At 40.5% G+C, this 22614-nt stretch carries 16 protein-coding genes and 1 pseudogene; 10 read left to right on the forward strand and 7 right to left on the reverse strand.

Features of this window, described 5'->3' with window-relative positions; genetic code table 11:
• Positions 1–34 precede the first annotated feature (34 nt).
• A complete protein-coding gene (locus MTN96_RS03185) occupies positions 35–2848 on the reverse strand; it encodes a bifunctional aconitate hydratase 2/2-methylisocitrate dehydratase (protein ID WP_248530723.1) in 2814 nt (937 codons plus the stop codon).
• A gap of 294 nt (positions 2849–3142) precedes the next feature.
• Positions 3143–4093 (reverse strand): thioredoxin-disulfide reductase, encoded by a 951-nt coding sequence (trxB, locus tag MTN96_RS03190; protein WP_008110078.1) that lies wholly within the window; start codon positions 4091–4093, stop codon positions 3143–3145.
• 276 nt (positions 4094–4369) lie between these two features.
• Here trxB and pssA point away from each other — a divergent pair, with 276 nt between their 5' ends.
• On the forward strand, positions 4370–5695 hold the full coding sequence (gene pssA, locus MTN96_RS03195) for a CDP-diacylglycerol--serine O-phosphatidyltransferase (protein ID WP_036982895.1): 1326 nt from the start codon (positions 4370–4372) through the stop codon (positions 5693–5695).
• 118 nt (positions 5696–5813) lie between these two features.
• Here the strand turns inward: pssA and ald are convergent, their stop codons facing one another.
• Positions 5814–6935 carry an alanine dehydrogenase gene (gene ald / locus MTN96_RS03200; protein WP_008110075.1) on the reverse strand — a complete coding sequence of 374 codons (1122 nt, stop codon included), beginning with the start codon at positions 6933–6935 and terminating at the stop codon, positions 5814–5816.
• 139 nt (positions 6936–7074) lie between these two features.
• Here ald and lrp point away from each other — a divergent pair, with 139 nt between their 5' ends.
• From lrp to MTN96_RS03235, 7 genes are all read left to right on the forward strand, one after another.
• A complete protein-coding gene (gene lrp, locus MTN96_RS03205) occupies positions 7075–7554 on the forward strand; it encodes a leucine-responsive transcriptional regulator Lrp (protein ID WP_036982893.1) in 480 nt (159 codons plus the stop codon).
• 196 nt (positions 7555–7750) lie between these two features.
• Positions 7751–10240 carry a DNA translocase FtsK gene (locus tag MTN96_RS03210; RefSeq protein ID WP_036982891.1) on the forward strand — a complete coding sequence of 830 codons (2490 nt, stop codon included), beginning with the start codon at positions 7751–7753 and terminating at the stop codon, positions 10238–10240.
• On the forward strand, positions 10240–10866 hold the full coding sequence (gene lolA / locus MTN96_RS03215) for an outer membrane lipoprotein chaperone LolA (protein WP_024601693.1): 627 nt from the start codon (positions 10240–10242) through the stop codon (positions 10864–10866). Before MTN96_RS03210 ends, lolA begins: the two co-directional genes overlap by 1 nt.
• Complete coding sequence (locus tag MTN96_RS03220) at positions 10859–12202, forward strand: replication-associated recombination protein A (RefSeq protein WP_036982890.1); 1344 nt, start codon at positions 10859–10861, stop codon at positions 12200–12202. The genes lolA and MTN96_RS03220 overlap by 8 nt, the downstream gene beginning before the upstream one ends.
• Positions 12195–12575 carry a fluoride efflux transporter CrcB gene (gene crcB / locus MTN96_RS03225; RefSeq protein WP_010389726.1) on the forward strand — a complete coding sequence of 127 codons (381 nt, stop codon included), beginning with the start codon at positions 12195–12197 and terminating at the stop codon, positions 12573–12575. Before MTN96_RS03220 ends, crcB begins: the two co-directional genes overlap by 8 nt.
• A gap of 9 nt (positions 12576–12584) precedes the next feature.
• Positions 12585–13889: a serine--tRNA ligase gene (gene serS, locus MTN96_RS03230; protein ID WP_248474591.1), complete on the forward strand. Its 1305-nt coding sequence runs from the start codon at positions 12585–12587 to the stop codon at positions 13887–13889.
• 224 nt (positions 13890–14113) lie between these two features.
• Entirely contained in the window at positions 14114–16819 is a 2706-nt protein-coding gene (locus MTN96_RS03235; protein WP_248530724.1) for an NB-ARC domain-containing protein, read from the forward strand.
• Positions 16820–16960: 141 nt separating this feature from the next.
• Here MTN96_RS03235 and MTN96_RS03240 read toward each other — a convergent pair whose 3' ends face one another.
• Complete coding sequence (locus MTN96_RS03240; protein WP_248530725.1) at positions 16961–18142, reverse strand: PQQ-dependent sugar dehydrogenase; 1182 nt, start codon at positions 18140–18142, stop codon at positions 16961–16963.
• Between MTN96_RS03240 and MTN96_RS03245 the strand changes: the two genes are divergently transcribed.
• Entirely contained in the window at positions 18127–18588 is a 462-nt protein-coding gene (locus tag MTN96_RS03245) for a hypothetical protein (RefSeq protein ID WP_248530726.1), read from the forward strand. The two genes, MTN96_RS03240 and MTN96_RS03245, sit on opposite strands and share 16 nt — an antisense overlap.
• Positions 18589–18662: 74 nt before the next feature.
• On the opposite strand, the gene MTN96_RS03250 is transcribed toward MTN96_RS03245, so the two are convergent.
• The 3 genes and pseudogenes from MTN96_RS03250 to avtA all read right to left on the reverse strand — a co-directional run.
• Positions 18663–19862 (reverse strand): Nramp family divalent metal transporter, encoded by a 1200-nt coding sequence (locus tag MTN96_RS03250; RefSeq protein WP_248530727.1) that lies wholly within the window; start codon positions 19860–19862, stop codon positions 18663–18665.
• Positions 19863–20004: 142 nt separating this feature from the next.
• Entirely contained in the window at positions 20005–20637 is a 633-nt protein-coding gene (locus tag MTN96_RS03255) for an IS982 family transposase (RefSeq protein ID WP_248530728.1), read from the reverse strand.
• A 90-nt stretch (positions 20638–20727) separates the two neighbouring features.
• A pseudogene (gene avtA / locus MTN96_RS03260) lies at positions 20728–21247 on the reverse strand (valine--pyruvate transaminase); the annotation flags it as partial.
• Between the two features lie 279 nt (positions 21248–21526).
• Between avtA and MTN96_RS03265 the strand changes: the two are divergent.
• Positions 21527–22540: an endonuclease/exonuclease/phosphatase family protein gene (locus MTN96_RS03265; RefSeq protein ID WP_248530729.1), complete on the forward strand. Its 1014-nt coding sequence runs from the start codon at positions 21527–21529 to the stop codon at positions 22538–22540.
• The last annotated feature ends 74 nt before the right edge of the window (positions 22541–22614 follow it).

Genomic DNA, 22614 nt, shown 5'->3' on the forward strand with positions numbered 1-22614 from the left:
AAAACGCGCTTAATTAAATGGTAAACTAATCGAATTAGCTAACCACTTTTACTGGTACTGCTTCACCTGCGTTGAACTTAGTTGTCATTGCTTCTTCAACAGGTGTAAACGAGGTAAGGTCAATGCCTTCAACCGCAGACTTATACTCTTCGATAGTCGGGAAACGACCAAGTACAGTAGAAAGTACTACAACCGGCGTAGAACCTAGTAGTGACTCACCTTTTTTCTCAGATGTATCGGCTACTACACGGCCTTGGAACAGACGAGTTGATGTTGCGATAACAGTGTCACCAGGTTCTGCTTTTTCTTGGTTACCCATACATAAGTTACAACCAGGGCGTTCTAGGTATAGGATATTTTCATACTTAGTACGTGCCGCTGTTTTTGGTTTTTCATCGTCAAATTCAAAACCAGCGTATTTAGCAAGAATATCCCAGTCGCCTTCCGCTTTAAGCTCATCAACAATGTTGTATGTTGGTGGCGCAACAACTAATGGTGCTTTGAATGTGATAGAACCGTTTTTCTTTTCAAGGTTACGTAGCATGTGAGCAATAATTTTCATATCGCCTTTGTGAACCATACACGAACCAACGAAACCTAAATCAACAGGTTTGTCGTTGTAAAAAGAAACAGGGCGGATCACATCGTGAGTATAACGTTTAGAAACATCATCGTTGTTCACGTCTGGATCGGCAATCATTGGCTCAACGATTTGGTCCAAATCAACCACAACTTCTGCGTGGTATTTAGCGTTGTCGTCTGGAGAAAGTGCTGGCTCTTCACCAGATTGAATACCTGCAATACGCTTGTCAGCTAAGTCGATTAGACCTTGTAGCGTTTGCGCTTCGTTATCCATACCTTTGTTGATCATGATTTGGATACGTGATTTAGCAAGTTCAATTGACTTAATTAGCGTTTCATCATTTGAAATACAGATTGACGCTTTTGCTTTCATTTCTGCAGTCCAGTCAGTGAAAGTAAACGCTTGGTCAGCCATTAGGGTACCAATATGAACTTCAATGATACGACCTTGGAACACGTTTTCTCCGCCAAATTGCTTAAGCATTTGCGCTTGCGTTGCATGAACAACATCGCGGAAATCCATGTGCTTAGCCATTTTGCCTTTAAATGTCACTTTAACTGAATCAGGAATCGGCATCGCTGATTCACCGGTTGCAAGTGCAACAGCAACGGTGCCTGAATCGGCACCAAAGGCAACGCCTTTAGACATACGTGTATGCGAGTCACCACCGATGATGATAGCGCGATCATCAATGGTAATGTCGTTCAATACTTTGTGAATAACGTCAGTCATTGCATGGTAAACGCCTTTCGGGTCACGTGCAGTGATCAAACCAAACTTATTCATGAACGCCATTAGTTTTGGAATATTTGCTTGTGCTTTGCTATCCCATACTGATGCAGTGTGACAACCAGACTGATAAGCACCATCAACAAGTGGTGAAATCGTTGAAGCAGCCATCGCTTCTAATTCTTGTGCTGTCATTGGACCGGTTGTATCTTGCGAACCAACGATGTTCACTTTAACACGAACATTTGAGCCTGCGTGAAGTGGCGTATCTGATAGAACACCTACCGCATTACGGTTAAAGATTTTTTCAACCGCTGTTAAGCCTTGGCCTTCATGTGAAATTTCTTTTGAAGGTGCATACACAAGAGGAGTTTCAATACCCAGCGTTTCAGCAGCAAACGTTTGTAGTTTTTTACCAAATACAACAGCGTAAGAACCACCAGCTTTCATGAATTCAACTTTTTGCGGTGTGAACGCTGATGATACATCAACCAGTTCTTTATCGCCGTTATAAAGCTTTTTCTCTTTTGTATTGATTGTTAATACAGTACCTGTGGCAACTGAATAAGCTTCTTCAAGCACTGCATCGCCATTTTCATCAGTTACAGTATTGCCTTCTGCATCTACTTTCTTAACCCAGTTTTTAAGGTCAAGACCAATACCGCCGGTTACATCAACCGTCGTTAAGAAGATTGGTGCAATACCATTAGTACCTGCAACAACAGGTGCAATGTTGATGAAAGGAACGTATGGACTTGCTTGTTTACCCGCCCAAAGTGCAACGTTATTTACACCAGACATACGAGATGAACCAACGCCCATTGTGCCTTTTTCAGCAATAAGCATTACTTTAGCATTAGGGTGTTTCTTTTGAAGTTCAACGATTTCTTGTTGTGCTTCTTCAGTGATCATACACTTACCGTGTAATTCACGGTCAGCACGTGAGTGTGCTTGGTTACCCGGAGACAGTAAATCAGTTGAGATGTCGCCTTCACCAGCAATGTAAGTTACAACTTCGATTTTTTCTTCGATGTCAGGTAGTTTTGTAAAGAATTCAGCTTTTGAGAAACTCTCTAGTAATTCTTTAGCAATTGCATTGCCTGCTTCGTAGGCCGCTTTAATACGCTCCATATCAGCATCGTATAAGAATACCTGAGTTTTAAGTACTTCAGCCGCTTGTGCTGCGATTGCTGCGTCATCACCAAATGCTAAATCAATTAGCATTTCAATTGACGGGCCGCCTTTCATGTGTGAAAGCAGTTCAAATGCAAATTCTGGAGTGATTTCTGCAACGTGCTCTTCACCTAAAATGATTTCTTTTAGAAACTGTGCTTTAACGCTCGCAGCACTGGTTGTTCCAGGTAAAGTATTATAAATAAAGAAATGCAGTGAATCTTTACGGTGCTCGTTATTAGTATCTTTAATTTGATTAATTATTTCTGATACTAGTTCAGCGCTATCGATTGGTTGTGGGCTTAATCCAAGCTCCGTTTTACGGGTTTGGATTTCTTCCATATATTTTGTATACAAACTCATAGAAAACTCTCGGTAATTTACTTGATATGAAGTTAAGCATTTTAACTGATTTTACAGTCTCTAGTAATGCCTAAATGAATAAAGCTTTTATTCCTGACGATAATTATAGCTAGTTTTACTTTTATAATTTGACGGTATTCGTTGCTCACCCTTAGATCCTATCGCACCTAAGCCATTAATTGTATAAATAAAACTAATTTTAATTATAAATGCAATGAATTTTGGTCTGTGTACAGTTATGTTTGGGCACAAAAAAGGGCTGAAAATTCAGCCCCAAAAGTATGCTATGTATGCTTATAAGTTATCTAAAAAGCGTTCTGCATCAAGTGCAGCCATACAGCCAGTACCGGCAGAGGTAATCGCCTGACGGTAAATATGATCAGACACATCACCAGCAGCAAATACACCTGGCACACTGGTTTGGGTTGCATTACCGTTAAGACCAGATTCAACCACTAGGTAGCCGTCTTTCATTTCTAGCTGACCTTCAAACATATCGGTGTTTGGCTTATGGCCAATGGCAATAAACACACCCGCTAAATCAAGTTCTTCAGTAGCATCTGACGCCACATCTTTAATGCGAACGCCGGTCACACCCATTTGGTCACCAAGTACTTCATCAAGTGTACGGTTGTAGTGCATTACAACATTACCGTTCGCAGCTTTTTCAGCAAGGCGGTCAGCAAGAATTTTTTCACTGCGGAAACTGTCACGACGGTGAATAACATGAACTTCATCAGCAATGTTAGACAGGTATAACGCTTCTTCAACGGCTGTGTTACCACCACCAACAACCGCTACTTTTTGACCTTTATAGAAAAAGCCGTCACAGGTTGCACAAGCAGAAACACCGCGGCCTTGGAAATTAGTCTCAGACTCTAAGCCTAAATATTTCGCAGAGGCACCGGTTGCAATAATTAAAGCATCACATGTGTAAGTACCTTGGTCACCGGTTAGTGTGAAAGGGCGCTTAGATACGTCAACTTTGTTGATGTGGTCGAACACAATTTCAGTTTCAAAGCGTTCTGCATGCTCTTTCATACGATCCATTAATGCAGGGCCGGTTAAACCGTGTGCATCGCCAGGCCAGTTTTCAACTTCAGTGGTGGTCGTTAGTTGGCCACCTTGTTGAATACCTGTAATTAAAACAGGGTTTAAATTAGCACGTGCAGCGTAAACTGCGGCTGTGTAGCCAGCAGGGCCCGAACCTAAAATAAGTAACTTACAATGTTTTGCTTCAGTCATGATCTTTTCCTAAACGTTTAATACGGTTTTAATGCGCCCGATTCTAAGAAAAACAAGCAGGAAGTAAATAAAAGATGAGATTATTTTTTTTCGCAAATTACAAAGCTGTTCATTAATGTGTACTGGTAAATGCATTAAAGCCAGCGCCCGCCTAATAAATAGACTGTTAGCCAATAAAACGACGTTAATTCATGACCAGCCTGATTTTTTTTGTTATCTTTTAACTAATTTTGATTTGTCACTGCTTAATTATGTGACCTAAGTGAATAGGCAACTATGTTATTTTGGCAAGAGAAACCCGCATTTGGGTTGACTTCAAAAGACGTTAACGTCTTAACCAATGCGCAAGAATACCGTACGCAATTGTTAGATTTAATTGCCAACGCAAAAAAACGAATTTATATCACCACACTTTACTTACAAGATGATGAAGCGGGTCGTGAAATATTAGCCGCACTACACAGTGCATCGTTAGCTAACCCTTCGCTTGAAATTAAAGTACTGGTTGATTTTCATCGCGCACAGCGCGGTTTAATTGGTGCAGAAAAGTCTGAGGGCAATGCAAGCTTATATTGCGACAGCTTAGAGAAGTTTAATTCAAACGTTCAAGTGTATGGTGTTCCCGTAAAGGCAAAAGAACTGTTTGGGGTATTGCATTTAAAAGGCTTTGTTATAGACGATACATTGCTCTACAGCGGTGCCAGTTTAAATAATGTGTATTTGCAATATAGCGACCGATACCGACTCGATCGCTACTTTTTAGTCTTGCAAAGCGAATTATGTGACTCAGTAGTCGATTTTATTGAATCAACTTTATTAAGCTCTGAAGCGGTACCAAGAATAGATCAACGACCGCTTAAACGCATGGCTGACTTTAAACTTGAACAAAAGCAACTTATGCGTGAGCTTAAATCGGCAAGCTATAAAAGTGCGCAGCACTTGAATACTCATGCAATGGGTATTCGTTTATTTTTAGGATTAGGCCGTCGTAATAATGAGCTTAATCGCTTAATTAAAGCGTTATTTGATACCACCGAGCAAGAGCTGGTGTTATACACGCCGTATTTTAATTTTCCGGCGCCATTAATGCGCTCTTTACGCAGGTTATTAAAGCAAGGTAAACAAGTTACTATTGTGGTGGGTGATAAAACCGCAAACGATTTTTATCTGCCACCTAGCGAGCCATTTAGTAAAATTGGTGCACTGCCGTATTTATACGAAACTATTTTGCACAAGTTTGTAAAATCGCAAAAACGCCACATAGATAATGGCAACCTAAACGTATACCTTTGGAAACACGAGAGTAACTCGTTCCATCTAAAAGGGATTTGCTGCGACCGTAAAATGCATTTACTTAGCGGGCATAACCTAAATCCGCGCGCGTGGGGGCTGGATATCGAAAATGGCATTCTGATAGAAGATCCTGAACAATCTATCATGCGCGATATTGATAATGAACGCCAAGAAATTTTAAAGCATTGTCGTCGTTTAACCGGCCCAGATGATCTAGAAACCATGGACGATTACCCACAGCCAGTGAAAAAACTGCTTGGTCAAGCTAAGCGCGTAAAAGTCGACTTTATTATTAAACGATTTATATAACATTAGGGTCTGTTAACCACAGACCCTAAAATTTAGATACAAAAAAAGCAGCTAATTAGCTGCTTTTTTAATGCTTATACCTAAATTATGGCTTAGGTATAAGCGGTAACAATAATAGTTACGCGTTTTCTACTGCAGTGCGTGGGTCAACATATTCCATATTGAACGCTTCAGCTACTTCTTTGTAAGTTACTTGGCCTTTAATTACGTTTAAGCCTTTTAAGAAGTGAGCGTCATCTAGTAGTGCCTTTTTGTAACCTTTGTTTGCAAGGTTAATAATGAACGGCAATGTTGCATTGTTAAGTGCAAACGTAGATGTACGTGGAACAGCACCTGGCATGTTAGCAACACAGTAGTGAACAACTTCATCAACGATGAAAGTAGGATCAGCGTGCGTAGTTGCTTTAGACGTAGCAATACAACCACCTTGGTCAATGGCAACATCAACAATTGCAGCACCTGGCTTCATTGCTTTAATGTGTTCAGCAGTCACTAGCTTAGGTGCAGCAGCACCCGGGATAAGTACGCCACCAATTACTAAATCAGCTTCAAGTACGTGCTTTTCAAGCGCGTCAGCTGTTGAATAAATAGCTTTAACTTTATTACCAAACTGTGCGTCTAGTGCACGTAATACGTCGATGTTACGGTCAAGTACAACAACCTCAGCACCTAGGCCAACGGCCATTTGTGCAGCGCTTCGACCAACCATGCCGCCGCCAATAACAACTACTTTAGCTGGCTCAACACCTGGTACACCACCTAGCAACATACCACGACCGTGGTTTGCTTTTTCTAGCGCTTGCGCACCTGCTTGAATAGACATACGGCCAGCAACTTCACTCATTGGCGCTAGAAGAGGTAAACCACCGCGTGAATCAGTCACAGTTTCATAAGCAATACAGATTGCTTTACTTTTAACAAGGTCTTCAGTTTGTGGAAGATCCGGTGCAAGATGAAGGTAAGTGAAAAGAATTTGGTCTTCACGTAACATTGCACGCTCAACAGCTTGTGGCTCTTTTACCTTGATGATCATTTCTGCTTTTGCAAAAACATCAGCAGCTGTTTCTAAAATTTCAGCGCCTGCTTGAACATAATCATCATTTGTAAAACCAATGCCCATACCAGCGTTAGTTTCAACAATCACTTGGTGGCCGTGATTTACAAGTTCGCGAACACTCGCAGGAACCATACCTACACGGTACTCATGGTTTTTAATTTCTTTAGGTACACCAATAATCATAATTTTGCCTTGTTAGAACGGGATAAAAATTTTTCACTATTATATTCATGCTAGGGTAGTGTGTCTCACCTTTTTTTAAGCTCTTTGTAGTGTTAGTATCTGTAAAATTAATTTTATTAGAATAAAAAACTAAAAAGCCATGCATAACTTATTAGACCGTATTGATCGCAAAATTTTAGTCGAATTACAACTTGATGGCCGCCTGTCAAATGTTGAACTGGCCCGACGAGTTGGCCTAAGCGCCACGCCCTGTTTAGAGCGAGTGAAAAAGCTCGAACGAGAAGGGTATATTTTAGGCTACAAAGCAGTGGTTGATCCCGCCAAGCTTGGTCAAGGGCTTTCTGTGTATGTAGAAGTAACCATTACCAAAACATCGCCCGACGTATTTGAAGAGTTTAGTGCTGCTGTTAGAAAGCACAAAGAAATTATAGAATGTCATTTGGTTTCGGGTAATTTCGACTTTTTATTAAAAACCCGAGTTAACGATATGTCAGAATATCGCGGCGTGCTCGGTGATATACTATTAAAGCTGCCCAATGTGAGTGAAAGCCGCACCTATGTAGTCATGGAAGAAGTAAAGGGTGAAGAGGGCGTGGTGATCCGTCCTTTTGTTGCTTAATGATAGAGTAACAGCCTTTAAAATACTTTTATTGTTGCAGTCAATTTTGCTTGGCTTGGAAAAAGCCGATTAAATAATAAAAACTTGTTCATAATCAGGCCATCATGGTTAAGATAGAGTGCATCAAAATACATTTCCTGCTAAGGTATTCTATTGCCAAGTGAGTGTAAAAAATAATAATGAGGGATAGGTAATTATGCGCCTAAACGGTGTGCAAAGACTATTAGAAACGGGGCTGATCGTCAGCACCTTTGCAGCGGTATTTATTTTATGTGCTTTAATTAGTTTTCATCCTGCCGATCCTGCTTGGTCGCAAACGGGTGAATTTACCAACGTACAAAATATAACGGGTACAGCGGGCGCGTGGGTGGCCGACATACTATTACTTACCTTTGGCTGGCTTGCCTATTTTGTGCCAGCGGCTATTCAGCTGCTAGGTTACTTGGTGTTTAAGCAGCCACACCGTATTTTACAACTCGATTACACCACACTTGGATTACGCATTATTGGTTTTGCGCTGTTTATTACCTCAGCAACTGCTATTAGCAGTATTAATTTTGATGATATTTATAATTTTTCATCCGGTGGGGTAGTGGGCGATGTGATTGCATCAGCCATGATGCCAGCGTTTAATTTTACCGGTACCTCTATTTTACTACTGTGTTTCTTTTTTGCAGGGCTAACGCTATTAACGGGTGTGTCGTGGGTACAATTTGTTGATTACTTAGGTGATTTAATTGTTCGATTATACCGCTTTTTGGTGACCTATGCCCGTGGTTGGATGCAACGCGAACGCACTGCAGGTAAAGTACAAGACGAGCAACCTGATGCCTATTTTGAAAACGATACACGCCAACAAGAACCTGAGCTTGCTAATAAAGTAGCAGACAAACCAAAAGCAATTGATAAACCAGCAACTAAGGTTAATGCCCCTCAAGACGACGAATTTATGCCGTTTGACGAACTTGACCAAATACTCGATCAAGAAATTAGCTTTAGCGCCATAGACGATGAACCGATGGACACAGAAGCAGCACTTAACGCGCTGGATCAAAGCCCTGTGGTTGAACCTGAAAAACCAGCAACAACCGTGGTTTCACCAGCAAGGCCAATTAACAAGCCAAAATCAGGGTTTCAACCGCCGCCAACTGCAAAAGAAAAGTTTGAGCAATTATTAGAGCAAGAGCCACCTCCGGGGCCATTGCCATCACTTGATTTACTCGACAGACCCGACAAAGCAAAAAACCCCATTTCGCAAGAAGAGCTCGATAGCGTATCACGCCTTGTAGAAACAAAATTACTTGATTTTAACGTACAAGCAACCGTAGTTGGGGTTTATCCAGGCCCTGTTGTTACCCGTTTTGAGCTTGATTTAGCACCGGGTATTAAGGTGTCTAAAATTACTGGGCTGTCAAAAGATTTAGCGCGCTCACTTTCGGCAATTAGTGTGCGCGTGGTAGAAGTTATTCCGGGTAAAACCTATATCGGTATTGAGCTGCCTAATAAATACCGTGAAATTGTACGTTTATCAGAAGTCATAAACGCACCTAAGTTTGAGCAAAACCCATCGCCGTTAACCATGGTGCTAGGTAAAGATATTGCAGGGCAACCTGTGTGTGCCGACTTAGGTAAAATGCCACATTTATTAGTGGCCGGTACAACCGGTTCAGGTAAGTCAGTGGGCGTTAATGTAATGATATTAAGCTTACTGTATAAATCGGGCCCTGAAGATGTTCGCATGATCATGATTGACCCGAAAATGCTTGAACTTTCTGTTTACGAAGGCATTCCGCATTTATTATGTGAAGTTGTGACCGACATGAAAGAAGCGGCTAACGCACTGCGCTGGTGTGTAGGTGAAATGGAACGCCGCTATAAGCTGATGTCGGCTTTAGGTGTACGTAACTTAAAAGGTTACAATCAAAAAGTAATGGAAGCCAAAGAAGCGGGCTACCCAATTATGGATCCATTATTTAAAGATACCGATGGCATGAAAGACGGCCCAGATGAGCTAGATAAATTACCTAGCATAGTGGTGGTTATTGACGAATTTGCCGACATGATGATGATTGTAGGTAAAAAAGTTGAAGAGTTAATTGCTCGTATTGCGCAAAAAGCGCGTGCTGCGGGTATTCACTTAATATTGGCAACGCAGCGTCCGTCGGTTGATGTAATAACCGGTTTAATTAAAGCGAATATACCTACACGTATGGCGTTTCAGGTATCAAGTAAAATAGACTCGCGCACCATACTGGATCAACAAGGCGCAGAGAATTTATTAGGCATGGGTGACATGCTTTATTTACCGCCAGGCACCAGTGTGCCAGAGCGTGTGCATGGCGCGTTTGTAGACGACCATGAAGTACATGCCGTGGTAAACGATTGGAAAGCTCGTGCTAAACCAAATTACATAGATGAAATTTTAAATGGCGATGCCACTGAAGATATTTTATTACCAGGGGAAGCAAGCGAAAATGGCGATGAAGAGTCAGATCCGTTATACGACGAAGCGGTCGCCTTTGTAATAGAAACCGGTAAAGTGTCGGTATCATCAGTGCAACGTAAATTACGTGTAGGCTATAACCGTGCCGCACGATTAGTAGAACAAATGGAAACATCAGGTATCGTGAGTGCACCAGGACATAACGGTGCGCGCGATGTATTAGTACCTAATGGAGCAAATTAATGAAAAAATTAAGTAGTTTATTATTAGTGCTTGGTAGTTTAGTGGCGATGCCAAGCTTTGCTGACGACAGCCAAGCATTACAAGATAAGTTATCGACTTTAAAAAGCTTTAAAGCACAATTTAAACAAAACGTAACCGACGGTGAAGGCCAACTGGTAATGCAAGGCCAAGGTAATATTGCGTTGCAACAGCCATTAATGATCCGCTGGCAGCAAACTAACCCAGACGACACTTTATTTGTATCAAACGGTGATAAAACCTATTACTTTGATAGCTTTGCTGAGCAAGTAACTATTATGAAAACCAGCGGTTTAATTGACTCAACGCCGTTTATATTGCTCACCTCTAAAGACCCTGCGCAATGGGAAAAATACAGCGTGATCGCTACTGACTTAGGCTTTAGCATTACCCCAAATAAAGGGGTAGAAAGCCAAGTAGAGCAGCTTGATATTACTTTTGCTGATAACGAGCAAGGGCTTGCAAAACTGGTAGTTAAAGATAATTCAGGCCAGCTGTCTGCGTTTACATTTAGCAATGCACAGGTTAATACTGAGCTTGATAAAACAACTTTTGAATTTACCCCGCCAGCGGGTGTAGAAATAGACGATCAGAGTAACGGTGAGTAATTTAGGATTTAACTTTGGGCCCGATGTGCGCCCACTCGCTGCGCGTATGCGTCCTTTATCGCTTAACGATTACATAGGGCAGCAACATTTACTCAGCGCTGATAAACCCCTTCATCAAGCGATAGTAGCAGGGCGCTGCCATAGTTTAATTTTATGGGGGCCGCCGGGGGTAGGTAAAACTACGCTGGCGCAAATTATTGCCAACCATGCAGACGCTGAACTAATTCAAATGTCGGCAGTAACCGCTGGCGTAAAAGATATTCGCGATAGCGTAACCCAAGCTCGCGATAACTTACAAAGCCGTGGTCAGCGCACTTTGATGTTTGTTGACGAGGTACACCGCTTTAATAAATCTCAGCAAGACGCGTTTTTACCCCACATTGAAGATGGCACTTTTATATTTGTAGGCGCCACCACCGAAAACCCCTCGTTTGCGCTTAATAATGCGATTTTGTCTCGTGCAAGGGTGTATGTTTTAAAATCCTTGCAGGAAAGCGATTTATACACAGTAATAGAGCGCGCACTCAAACAAGACGAACAACTTAGCCAAAAGCAAATCGTGATTGCAGATAACGCTAAACAAGCGCTGTGCCAAGCAAGCGGTGGCGATGCTCGTAAAGTGCTTAATTTACTCGAGCAAGCAGTGGATTTAACCACTGAGCAAAACGGCCAATTTCATGTTGACGAACAGGTACTCAGCCAAGTACTGCCTACGCATTTAGCTAAATACGATAAAGGCGGCGATGAATTTTACGATTTAATTTCGGCGTTTCATAAATCAGTGCGAGGCAGTTCGCCAGATGGTGCGCTTTACTGGTACTGCCGTATTTTAGCCGGTGGCGGCGACCCGCTTTATGTTGCAAGGCGCTTATTAGCAATTGCTACAGAAGACATTGGCAACGCCGATCCGCGCGCTATGGAAGTGGCTTTAAACGCATGGGATATATTCCAACGTGTTGGCCCAAGCGAAGGTGAGCGCGCTATTGCACAGGCCACTTTGTACTTGGCTAGTGCACCTAAAAGTAATGCGGTTTATATGGCGTTTAATCAAGCTAAACAAGACGCTAAAAACGAGCCAAGCTACCCCGTACCAGAGCATTTACGAAACGCCCCCACCAACTTAATGAAAGACTTAGGCTATGGTGCAGAGTATCGTTATGCGCATAACGAAGAAGGCGCATTTGCTGCTGGTGAAAAATACCTACCGCCAGAAATGGATGGCAAACAATACTACCAGCCAAGTGATCGTGGACTTGAGCAAAAAATTAAACAAAAGCTCGAGTATTTAAAAGAGCGCGACGCACAAAGCCCAATAAAACGTTATGAGCATGATTAAACTTTACATGATGATAGCTCTTGGCGGAGCGTCAGGAGCCTGTTTACGGTTTTTTATTAGCGAAACCATGCTAAAACTCCTCGGTAGGGGATTCCCTTTTGGCACGTTGACGGTTAATATTCTGGGTTCATTGTTGATGGGCATTTTATACGGTTTAATAGATAAACAAGTTATTGCCGTCAGTCCTGCTAAAACCCTCATCGGAATTGGCTTTTTAGGTGCGTTAACCACCTTTTCAACATTCTCAATGGATTCGTTGTTGTTATTACAACAAGGTCACTTTATTAAAATGGCCCTCAATATCATCTTAAACGTGATGGTGTGTATTTTTATGGCTTGGCTGGGCCTTCAGCTAGTAATGCAAAAAGGTTAAAAAACTAACATGTTAGATTCTAAATATTTACGTCAAGATGTCGAACAAACTGCAGCACGTCTAGCCGCACGTGGTTATGAGCTAGATGTAGCGGTAGTGACTGAACTTGAAGAAAAACGCAAAACATTACAAGTAAAAACGCAAGAACTTCAAAGTCAACGTAACGCCAGTGCTAAAGCCATTGGTCAAGCAAAAGCAAAAGGCGAAGATGCACAGCCATTGCTAGACGCAGTTGCTAACTTAGGCAGCGAGTTAGACGCAGCTAAAGCTGAGCAAGACGAAGTGTTAGAAGCAATTAAACAAATTGCCTTAGCAATTCCAAACTTACCGGACGAGTCGGTACCAGAAGGCGCTGACGAAGACGATAACGTAGAAATTTTAACTTGGGGTACACCTAAAAAGTACGATTTTGAAGTTAAAGACCACGTTGATGTAGGGCAAGACCTAAACGGCCTAGACTTTGAAATGGGCGTTAAAATTAGTGGCGCACGTTTTACCGTAATGCGCGGCCAAGTAGCACGTATGCACCGTGCACTTACCCAATACATGCTAGACACCCACATAGATAAAAACGGCTACACAGAAATGTATGTACCGTACTTGGTTAATAGTGCAAGCCTCTATGGTACGAGCCAATTACCTAAGTTTGCGGGCGATTTATTCCACACATTAGGCCTAGTGAACGATGATGGCGAGCAACAAGCTGGTTTTAGCCTTATTCCTACAGCAGAAGTACCGCTTACCAACAGCGCCCGTGATGAAATTTACGAAGAAAGCGATTTACCTATTCGCCTAACAGCGCACACACCATGTTTTAGAAGTGAAGCAGGCAGCTACGGTCGCGATACACGTGGTTTAATCCGTCAGCACCAGTTTGATAAAGTAGAACTAGTACAACTTGTAAAACCAGAAGATTCAATGCAAGCACTCGAAGAGTTAACAGGCCACGCTGAGCAAATACTACAAGCACTAGAATTGCCATACCGCAAAGTAATTTTATGTATGGGCGACATGGGCTTTGGCGCAGCAAAAACATACGATTTAGAAGTATGGTTACCAGCACAAGACACCTATCGCGAAATTTCATCATGTTCAAACATGGTCGATTTCCAAGCACGCCGTATGCAAGCACGTTTTCGTCGTGAGGGCGCTAAAAAACCAGAGCTTTTACACACACTAAACGGCTCAGGTTTAGCGGTTGGCCGTACGCTTGTTGCCATACTAGAAAACTACCAACAAGCCGACGGCTCTGTAGTCGTACCAGAAGTACTTCGCCCATACATGGGTGGACTTGAAGTGATTGGTAAAGCGTAAAATACTAGCTGTCAGTTTTTAGCTATAAGCTTTAGAAAGCCGCTGTTTGTAATGAACAGCGGCTTTTTTGTTTTAGGCTGTACTTGAAACACTGAAAATATAAAAGTCGAGGTAAAAATTTATATTTATCATATTTGTCAGTTATTAATTTATAGCAGATATAATATTTTATTTACATAAACGGTATTTAGTGCAACATTATGTATTTTAATAAGGAAGTTAACTTGAACAAAACAATTGCAAAAAGAAAGACTTCAATGGTGCTTTACACTATTGAAGAATCGCTAGGTAACTACGTTCTAGAAAATGAGAATTCTATTTCCTTGGATGGTTCTATTTCTCACGATTTTAAAATTAAGGATTCTTTAGAGAAATCATATCTTGACGATATATTTCAGTTAGTTATTAAGGCTACAAAAGATACAACAGAGGAAGAGGCTATAAAGCGGTTGTATAAACTAGCTCATGAATTAAACTTGTTTGAAATTAGAAATGCAATTGCACACCCAAATAGAGCTTTTTTAGATGTTTATTGGTATAGGGTTGCAGCAATAGCAGCTGACCCTGTATTTGAATGTATAGGAATTAAAAATATAAAAGCAGTTCTTTACTCTGCGGAAGAAGGAACTATAGAAGAGCCACCCGAAGGTTGGGAAAGCAAGTATACCTGGAACATACCAAATAATCTCCCTGTAAAGTTTGAGTCTGACATAACAGGTTTAATTGGTCGTAATAAAGAATTAACTGATTTAAAAGAAAAGTTAATGAGTGCAAGAACATCGACTGCTGCAATAGTAGCGCCAGGTGGATACGGGAAAACAGCTGTAGTTTTAGACTTGTTAAAGGATATTGTTACCACTGCTGAGTCAACCAAGTGGGTAGATGCTGTTTCTTATATTACGTTGAAAACAGAGACATGGAAAAACGGTGAGTTCGTTAAACTAGATGCATCTTCTGAAATGATTGAAGTTGAAAAGCAAATTGCTGAGCAGTTAGGAGTTATATTTGACGAATATATTGACGATATAGAACAAGCAATAACAGAGCTTGCAGACAAGAGAATCATTATCTGTATCGATAATTTAGAGACTATTTTGCGCGATAATGATGAATTGTTCCATAATTTCGTAGACCGACTACCTAGGGATTGGAAAATTGTTGTTACCAGCCGGATATCGATTACTAATGCATATATTTATACATTGAAAGAGCTTAAAGAAAAGCCTGCAATTCACTTAGCACGCCTATATAACAAAAATCGTGGTGGTGATGAATTATTGCAAGAAAAATATACTCAATTAGCTAAAGATTGCCACTTAAACCCCCTCGCGATAAAAATGACCTTAGATCTTTATTTATCAGGAAAAGAGATACCTACTTCAATAAATGAAGCTAAAAGTAATATAGCAAATTTTTCATTTAGTAATTTAATTGAATCTCTATCTACAAATGCAATTAAGATATTAGAACTAATATTTATTGAATCAAAAAGTAGTAGGAAATTAATTTGTGATATTTTAGAAATAAATACCGATGAAGCTGCCAGTGTCATTAATGAACTTTCCAGAACATCACTGATTAATAGGAGTTCAAATGAAACAAATGAATCTTATGAGATTAATGGTTCTATTAAAGATCTACTTATAATAAACCCAAAGTGTCTTGAAATAAGAACTGAGATACAAAATAAGCTTAACAGACAGGTTACACTAGCGAATGAAATAGATATCAAACAAAAGGCCTCGAATCTTCCAGAGTGGCACTTCCAATATATACCTCCAAATATAGATCATGGTTTAAAGTTATTAATGAATAACTTTTCAAAACTACGATTCTCAAAAAACAACACAAGAAACGAAAGGTTATCTGAAGTGTATTCTAGCTTCAAAGAAAAGGAGGAACATTACAAGGAAAACTACCTTTTCTTAAGATCTTACGCAAAGCTGCTTGAGACTATGCAGCTTAAAAGGTTAGCAGAAAATTATTATATAAAAGCTACAACATTTTCAAATGATATGGTTAGTAACTATTTATTGGCTCGTTTCTATTTCGATCAAAATAACTTTGAAAAATCATTGTTTTTATATAAAAAACTAGTCGAGGTTATGGAATATATTGAAAAAGATTCTTCACTTATTCCATTTTATGACACTATTTATCAAGGTTTCTTTTTAAGTCATCTATATGATGGCGATTACCAATCTGTCTTGGATTATACAAAAAAATGGCAAGAAGAAAATGTGTTTAGAGCTCTATTCGGAACCTATCGTGCTAGTGCTTATAAACGTAGAGTCGAGGCTATTATAAATACGGAATTTGATGAAACTATTAACTCTTTGAACAGTGCAACTAAAATACTAGATGATGTTTTTAGGACTGATGGTTATTCACAAGCCTCATGTGGGCAAGGGTATAAAATAATAGAAGAGGTATACTACTGCCTACGCAAAAATCATTACGTTAAGGCATATGAGTCCGAGTGTTTACAACTCTTAAATTTTTGTGATAAACACTTAATCAATATTGTGGATACATCCAGAAGTAAAGACGCTAACGACATAAAATTTATAGTTTCAGCTTTCATTGAAATAACTATTAAAGGCAATCCGTTTATTTTAAATAGGCATTGGAAATCATATTCACAGTCATCCTTTAATGATGCGATTGATGTTAATGAAATATCAGGTGACCACACACTTGTTCATGTTAAGCATGTGGCTTCAAATCCCAAAGGAGGGAAAACTAATTTTTTATTTGCAGAATGTATAAATCATAAAGAATATTTTGTGCATTTTAATGCAATAAAAAACTGTGATTGGAGTGATTGGCTAAAAATATCAGAAGACACGGAACTAGCTATAACTGAATGTGAAATAGTCAAAGGTAAAACGGCTTTAAATGTCATTGCTTCTTATCTGGTAAACACCTAAAAGCTTAAAACCTGACTCCATATGTAAACTAAATGGGGTCAAATCTTGACTTCAGATATCAGAACTTAAATTTTTCAAAGCGGCTTAATTCAAGCCGCTATTGTGCTCTAAAAGCGCAGCGTCTCTTATCCTCTTTGTAAATTAATTTGCTTTAAACAACATCAGCTTTGCCTCTTTTCCATCCGTTAATATCGCCACATTACCTTCAGCAGTGACAAACACATCTCTGAGCCTGCCTGTGGCTTCTGGGAAAATATGAGTCTGGGTGTATTCACCATTCGCTAAATTTACACTGTAGAGCTTTTTATCGACCAATGTAGTAATAAGCACGTGACGTTGCAGTGAAGGGAAGGCTGCATGGTTAGCGCCATAATATGCCATGCCTGATGGGGCGATTGAGGGCGTCCAATCTATGGTTGGTTGAGCCATTCCGGGGTAGTCTCTAAAGGGGGAAATACGTGCTTGTGAATAATCGTCACCGTTGGTGATTACTGGCCAGCCGTAATTGGTGCCAGCCGTTAAATAGTTAAGCTCGTCACCGCCTGCAGGGCCGTGTTCGTGACTAATAATTTGCTTGGTATCGTAATCATAAACCAAGCCTTGCAAGTTACGGTGCCCGAGTGAATAAATGGCATGCGCGTTAGCGTTTTTGTGGCTAATAAACGGGTTATCGCTTGGTATTGTGCCGTTTAAGTTTATGCGTAATGTTTTGCCAAGTTGACTGGTAATAACCTGTGCTTGCTCACGGTAGTCAAAGCCATCGCCACTTGAAAATAATAAGGTGTTATCCGGCAACACAAGCGCGCGGCCAGAATAATGCTGCGGTGTGCCTTTATCGGTGACTACTTTATAAATAATTTTTGGCGTTGAAAATTGCGCACCATCAAACGTGGCTTTGGCTATTACTAGCCTGTTTGCATCAAGCTCACCTTGGGCGTAAGTGAATATAATTTCTTTTGATTCACTGTAATTTGGCGAAAGCACTACATCAAGTAAACCACCTTGCCCTGCAACGTATAAGCCCTCGAAGTTTATTTTAACTCGGGTTTGTTGGTTGTTTTTAATGATAACAACATGGCCATCACGCTCGGTGATTAACCAGGTATTGTTTGGGAGTTTAACCATGCTCCACGGTGAATTGAGCCCTGTTGCTAAAGTACTAGCAGTATATTGCTGTGTTGGTAACTCGGCACTGGCGTGACAAGAAAACGCTAAAAGTGACAGTAGCGTAATACAATATAGAGATTGTTTACCCTGCAAGCCTTTGCTAGTGTAAGGAAAAAGTTTTATTTTAAGTTGAGATAACCATGCAGTTTTTAACACGTATATTCCCGTCATTTTTAGTTTCTTGGTTACTAACATTCACTCTTGCTAGCTTGTTTCATAGTCAATACGTTGTCAATCAATTAGTTAATGTAGGTGTTGTAGTGGGCTTTAATGATCGTGTTAACTTAACCCTTGAAGATTGGCTCGGCTTGCTACCGACCTATGGCGCTATTATTGCGGTTGCACTTGCTATCGCGTTTTTGGTTACTTGGTTTATTGCTAAAAAAATGAACAAGCAAGGTACACAACTATTTGTTATTGCTGGTGTGGTGGCGTTTGCAACGGCGTTAATTGCGATTGAATCTATTATGAATATTACTATTATTGCAGGCGCAAGAGGTTGGGGTTTTTATGCGCAATTATGTGCAGGTGCAGTAGGGGGTTATGTATTTGCAAAATTCATTAAGGAAAATAAGCACAAGGCAGCGCATCGCGGCTTTTAAGTCAGTATTGGTCTGCAATGTAAAAAGCCGCTATTAATATAGCGGCTTTTGTGTGTATAAATTGCGTCTTGATATCAAAAAATCAAACTAAACAGCTTGTAACCACTTAAGCCAAAAATAAGCACTAACACCGGTAAAGTAAGCAAGTTTACCAACATTGAGTTGGTGTATTTGCCCATTACTGATTTTTGGTTAACCAGCCACACAAGGTAAGTGGTGACAATAGGCAGTAATAGGCCATTAGCTGCTTGGGCAAAAATTATCACGGCAACAGGGTCTAAACCCAGAGACGCCACGGCTGCACCAAATAATAAAATAACAATGGCGACACTTTTAAATCGGATGTTATCCATTTTATTTGACCAACCTAACATGCCACATACTGCATACGCACCGGCAAGGGGGGCTGTAATTGCGCTGGTTAAACCTGCTGCAAATAAGCCAGTAGCAAAAAAGTAATGGGCAGCATCGCCAAGTAATGGCTCAAGTTGTACCGCCATGTTGGCAGCGCTAATTTGCCCTGCATCTGTGCCATAAAATGCCACTGACGCGGTTGATAAAATTGCCAGCGTGATCACGCCACCTAAGGTGATAGACACACCCGTATCTACATTAGTTTTCTTAATAACTTTTTGCTTATCACTTTTACTGTCGTGTCTAGCAGCGAGTACGCCGGAGTGCAAAAATAAGTTATACGGCACAATGGTGGTGCCCACTAATGCCAATACCGTGGTAATTGAACCCTCAGGCATACTAGGAATAAAGCCTGCTAACACATCATTCAGCGAGGGAGCAGCCATAACTAACGTAGAGATAAACACTAGGCTCATTAAAATCACTAATAAAATAAGCGCGTTTTCAACAACTTTGTGTTTACCGCTGTAAAGTAACACCGCACTTAAAAATGCAATGAGTGGCGTCCAAAGCAGGGCATTAACATGAGGAAATATTTCAATTAATCCCATGCTGGCACCGCTAAGGTTGCCAGCCTCGTAGGCGGCACTACCTACTCCAATGGCGCTGATCACTAAAAATATAGCGAGAGATTTACATAGGGGCGTTTCAATGTGAGCTCTTAGCGCTTGCGCTAAATCTTGCCCGGTGGCTACGCCAAGGCGCGCCGCCATAGATTGTAATAATATGGTGGCAATAACTGAAAACAGTAATGTCCATATTAGTGCAAAACCAAAGTTTGCACCTGCCACGCTGGCAGTCGTAATAGTCCCTGGTCCAATGAAGGCAGCGGTGACGAGTAGTCCTGGTCCTAATCGCATAATTGACCTTAATAGTACTTTTGCATATTGCTATTTAAAGTTACATCTAACGTTTTATAACGCGATGCCTGTATTATTGCTGCCACTTATATAAAGTGCCTTGCAGCGATAGCCGCCCCTTGGCAAACCCTTTTGATGATAATCATATGTTAAAAAAGGTCGCGTAGCATACCAACTTATATATAAATTTAAAGGGGGGGGGGCGCGTTTGCACAAAATTAATACAATCAATAAATAACAGTAATACCGGCTGTCTATCATCAACATTCCCAGCTGTCACTTTTACAGCTAATAAACCACCTTCATCATTCATGATGAGGTGAAGTTTAAAGCCATAAAACCAGCCCATTGTTCCTTTGCCTCGTTTGGCTTCTCCCGCGAAAACTTGGTGGCGAGGAATACGCATGTTGTGACACACCTTGAGAGAAGTGGAATCGATAAATGCAATGCCTGTTGGTTTATCAAAGCGCTGCTTCAGATAGCTACACAGAGCAGGTAACGTGGCCTGAAGTAACTTCAACATACGTGTATAACTGACTAAATCAGGAAAATAATGTCGCCAATACTGACAAACAAATTTGGTGTAGTAAGTTTTAAAATCGCGATAACCTGATTGATGAAAAGCAATTAATATAGTCATCACTTCGCTAGAGGATAGTCGAGATGGCTTAATGCGTTGCTTTTCACCTGATTCTATTAGGTGTTTAAGCCATTGAGGTTCAAACAATAAACAAAAATCATCGACATCTAGGTAAATTGCATCTAAATTATTCATGCCCTTGCCTCGGTAATCTTATGTTTCTTGGTCGAAAGATCTGATCACCGCAAGGGCATTTAGTTCCATTTCTTATGTGCAGCTCAGGTTAGCTAATAAATCGAGATGCTGTACTTCTTCATCAGTGATGACATAACCTATAGGGTTAGTAGGGCAAGACACACAGTACGCTAATGCTGCTGTCGCTTGCTAATACTTGCTCAACAGCTTTAAATTTAATGATATATTTAAATTGGTTTGAGCCACTTTCAGTATTTAAAATTTCGATATCGGGCTTTGTTGCTACAAACATATCGTCTGTTAAGCTTTGATCTGCATAGCCTACATATCAGGTGCCAGCGGAAATAAAACCTTTTTATGGCTTCCAATCAGGCATACTGCCAGCTAACAGATTGAATAACAAAAAAATTGGCTTGGCTGCCATTACCCGCAGGGCCATCGTAAAGTCTGAATACGTTGGAAAGTGTATTATTCACAACAAACTTTTGTAACTCATTGATAATAAATTATTAACCTCAGGCACTAAGGTCGGATTACCACCACCGAGCATAACAATATTTGGATTGTTACTGTTTTTAGCATCGCCTAAATCTTCAATTAACTGAGTAATACCATTAGGTTGAGTAAATTTAGTGCCGAAGTTTGATTAATCCATAATGACCGTGTGCCTTAAAAAATGATAAGTTAGTGTAAATTAACACTATGAATTTGATATTGAAAAATTTTCACCGCTTAGATTACTATAGCGATAACCCGCTATGATCGTTTTTAATATTTTAAGTAGGGCAGCCTTATCAGCAACCTTGAATCACACACTAAAACATCGTTAAACACCACAGCAGACGATTCGGTTATTACTGATACGAGCCTTAAAATTGCTACTTTTAATTTGTTTAATTACCTCGAGCCGCCTAATGCCTATTATGAATTTGAACGCATATACACCGCAGAGCAGTGGGCTAAAAAGCAGCGTTGGCTTGTAAATTACTTAACCGAGCATCAGCCTGATGTGATTGGCTTTCAAGAAGTATTTAGTATTAAGTCGCTTAAAGAATTAGTTAAAGAGCAAGGTTATGCGTACTTTGCCGTGGTAGATGAGCCCCAGGTAATCGACGACTTTATTTACAAACGCCCTGTAGTAGCGCTTGCTGCTAAATATCCCATCGTTGAAGTGGCGAGTGTTGAGCATGACCATGAGCTTGCTAAAACTCTTGGCTTAACTGAGGATTTTACATTTAGCCGAAAGGTGCTTAGAGCTACAATAACCTTACCGCATATCGGCAATACCGATTGCTATGTGGTGCATTTTAAGTCTAAACGCTCAATGATAGAGCTCGATGAGCAAAACCAAGATCTCACACCCGAAAAAAACATTATCGAGCTATTAAAAGCCGATATAGCAGGGAGTTGGGGCTCAACAATTCAGCGCGGCAGTGAGGCTACATTGCTGATGATAGACATCATTGCACGCCGCGAATCTGCACAAAACCCAATAGTTTTAATGGGCGATTTTAATAACAACTTAGCCGATGGTGTATTAAGCCATTTGTTAACTAATACGCTGCGTTTTGCCCCGACGTTTGACAGTAAAACTTACCTTGCAAAATATTGCCTTAACGACGCGTGGCAGTTATTTACAAGGTCGCAATTAAATTCGGCTAATCAAAATAATGAAAATAAAGTAGATTTAAAGCGAAAGCCTACCCATTATATTGGCGCGAGCAGCTCAGTGCTTGACTACATTTTGCTATCTTGCGAGTTTGACTCAAGTTACGACGACAGCTTTTTTGAGGTGAGCCAGTACCATACTTACGATCGTCATTTAATTAACCCTGAATTTGAGCGTGATGATTTAAGCACCGATCATGGCGTTGTATTGATTAGCTTAGCATTAAGGTCGTGACGGATTTTGTTACTAAAAATTATAAGCTAATCTGCCGCTGACATAATTAATATTAAGGCGCTCAGTAGATGCGT

This window comes from Pseudoalteromonas sp. 2CM28B (genome assembly GCF_023161935.1).

What these genes read in the sequence shown, in the direction of transcription:
- trxB (WP_008110078.1), bottom strand. Translation starts at nt 4,093, where the DNA reads ATGACTGAAGCAAAACATTGTAAGTTACTTATTTTAGGTTCGGGCCCT.
- ald (WP_008110075.1), bottom strand. Translation starts at nt 6,935, where the DNA reads ATGATTATTGGTGTACCTAAAGAAATTAAAAACCATGAGTACCGTGTA.
- serS (WP_248474591.1), top strand. Translation starts at nt 12,585, where the DNA reads ATGTTAGATTCTAAATATTTACGTCAAGATGTCGAACAAACTGCAGCA.
- pssA (WP_036982895.1), top strand. Translation starts at nt 4,370, where the DNA reads ATGTTATTTTGGCAAGAGAAACCCGCATTTGGGTTGACTTCAAAAGAC.
- MTN96_RS03245 (WP_248530726.1), top strand. Translation starts at nt 18,127, where the DNA reads ATGCAGTTTTTAACACGTATATTCCCGTCATTTTTAGTTTCTTGGTTA.
- MTN96_RS03210 (WP_036982891.1), top strand. Translation starts at nt 7,751, where the DNA reads ATGCGCCTAAACGGTGTGCAAAGACTATTAGAAACGGGGCTGATCGTC.
- MTN96_RS03185 (WP_248530723.1), bottom strand. Translation starts at nt 2,848, where the DNA reads ATGAGTTTGTATACAAAATATATGGAAGAAATCCAAACCCGTAAAACG.
- MTN96_RS03255 (WP_248530728.1), bottom strand. Translation starts at nt 20,637, where the DNA reads ATGAATAATTTAGATGCAATTTACCTAGATGTCGATGATTTTTGTTTA.
- crcB (WP_010389726.1), top strand. Translation starts at nt 12,195, where the DNA reads ATGATTAAACTTTACATGATGATAGCTCTTGGCGGAGCGTCAGGAGCC.
- lolA (WP_024601693.1), top strand. Translation starts at nt 10,240, where the DNA reads ATGAAAAAATTAAGTAGTTTATTATTAGTGCTTGGTAGTTTAGTGGCG.
- lrp (WP_036982893.1), top strand. Translation starts at nt 7,075, where the DNA reads ATGCATAACTTATTAGACCGTATTGATCGCAAAATTTTAGTCGAATTA.
- MTN96_RS03250 (WP_248530727.1), bottom strand. Translation starts at nt 19,862, where the DNA reads ATGCGATTAGGACCAGGACTACTCGTCACCGCTGCCTTCATTGGACCA.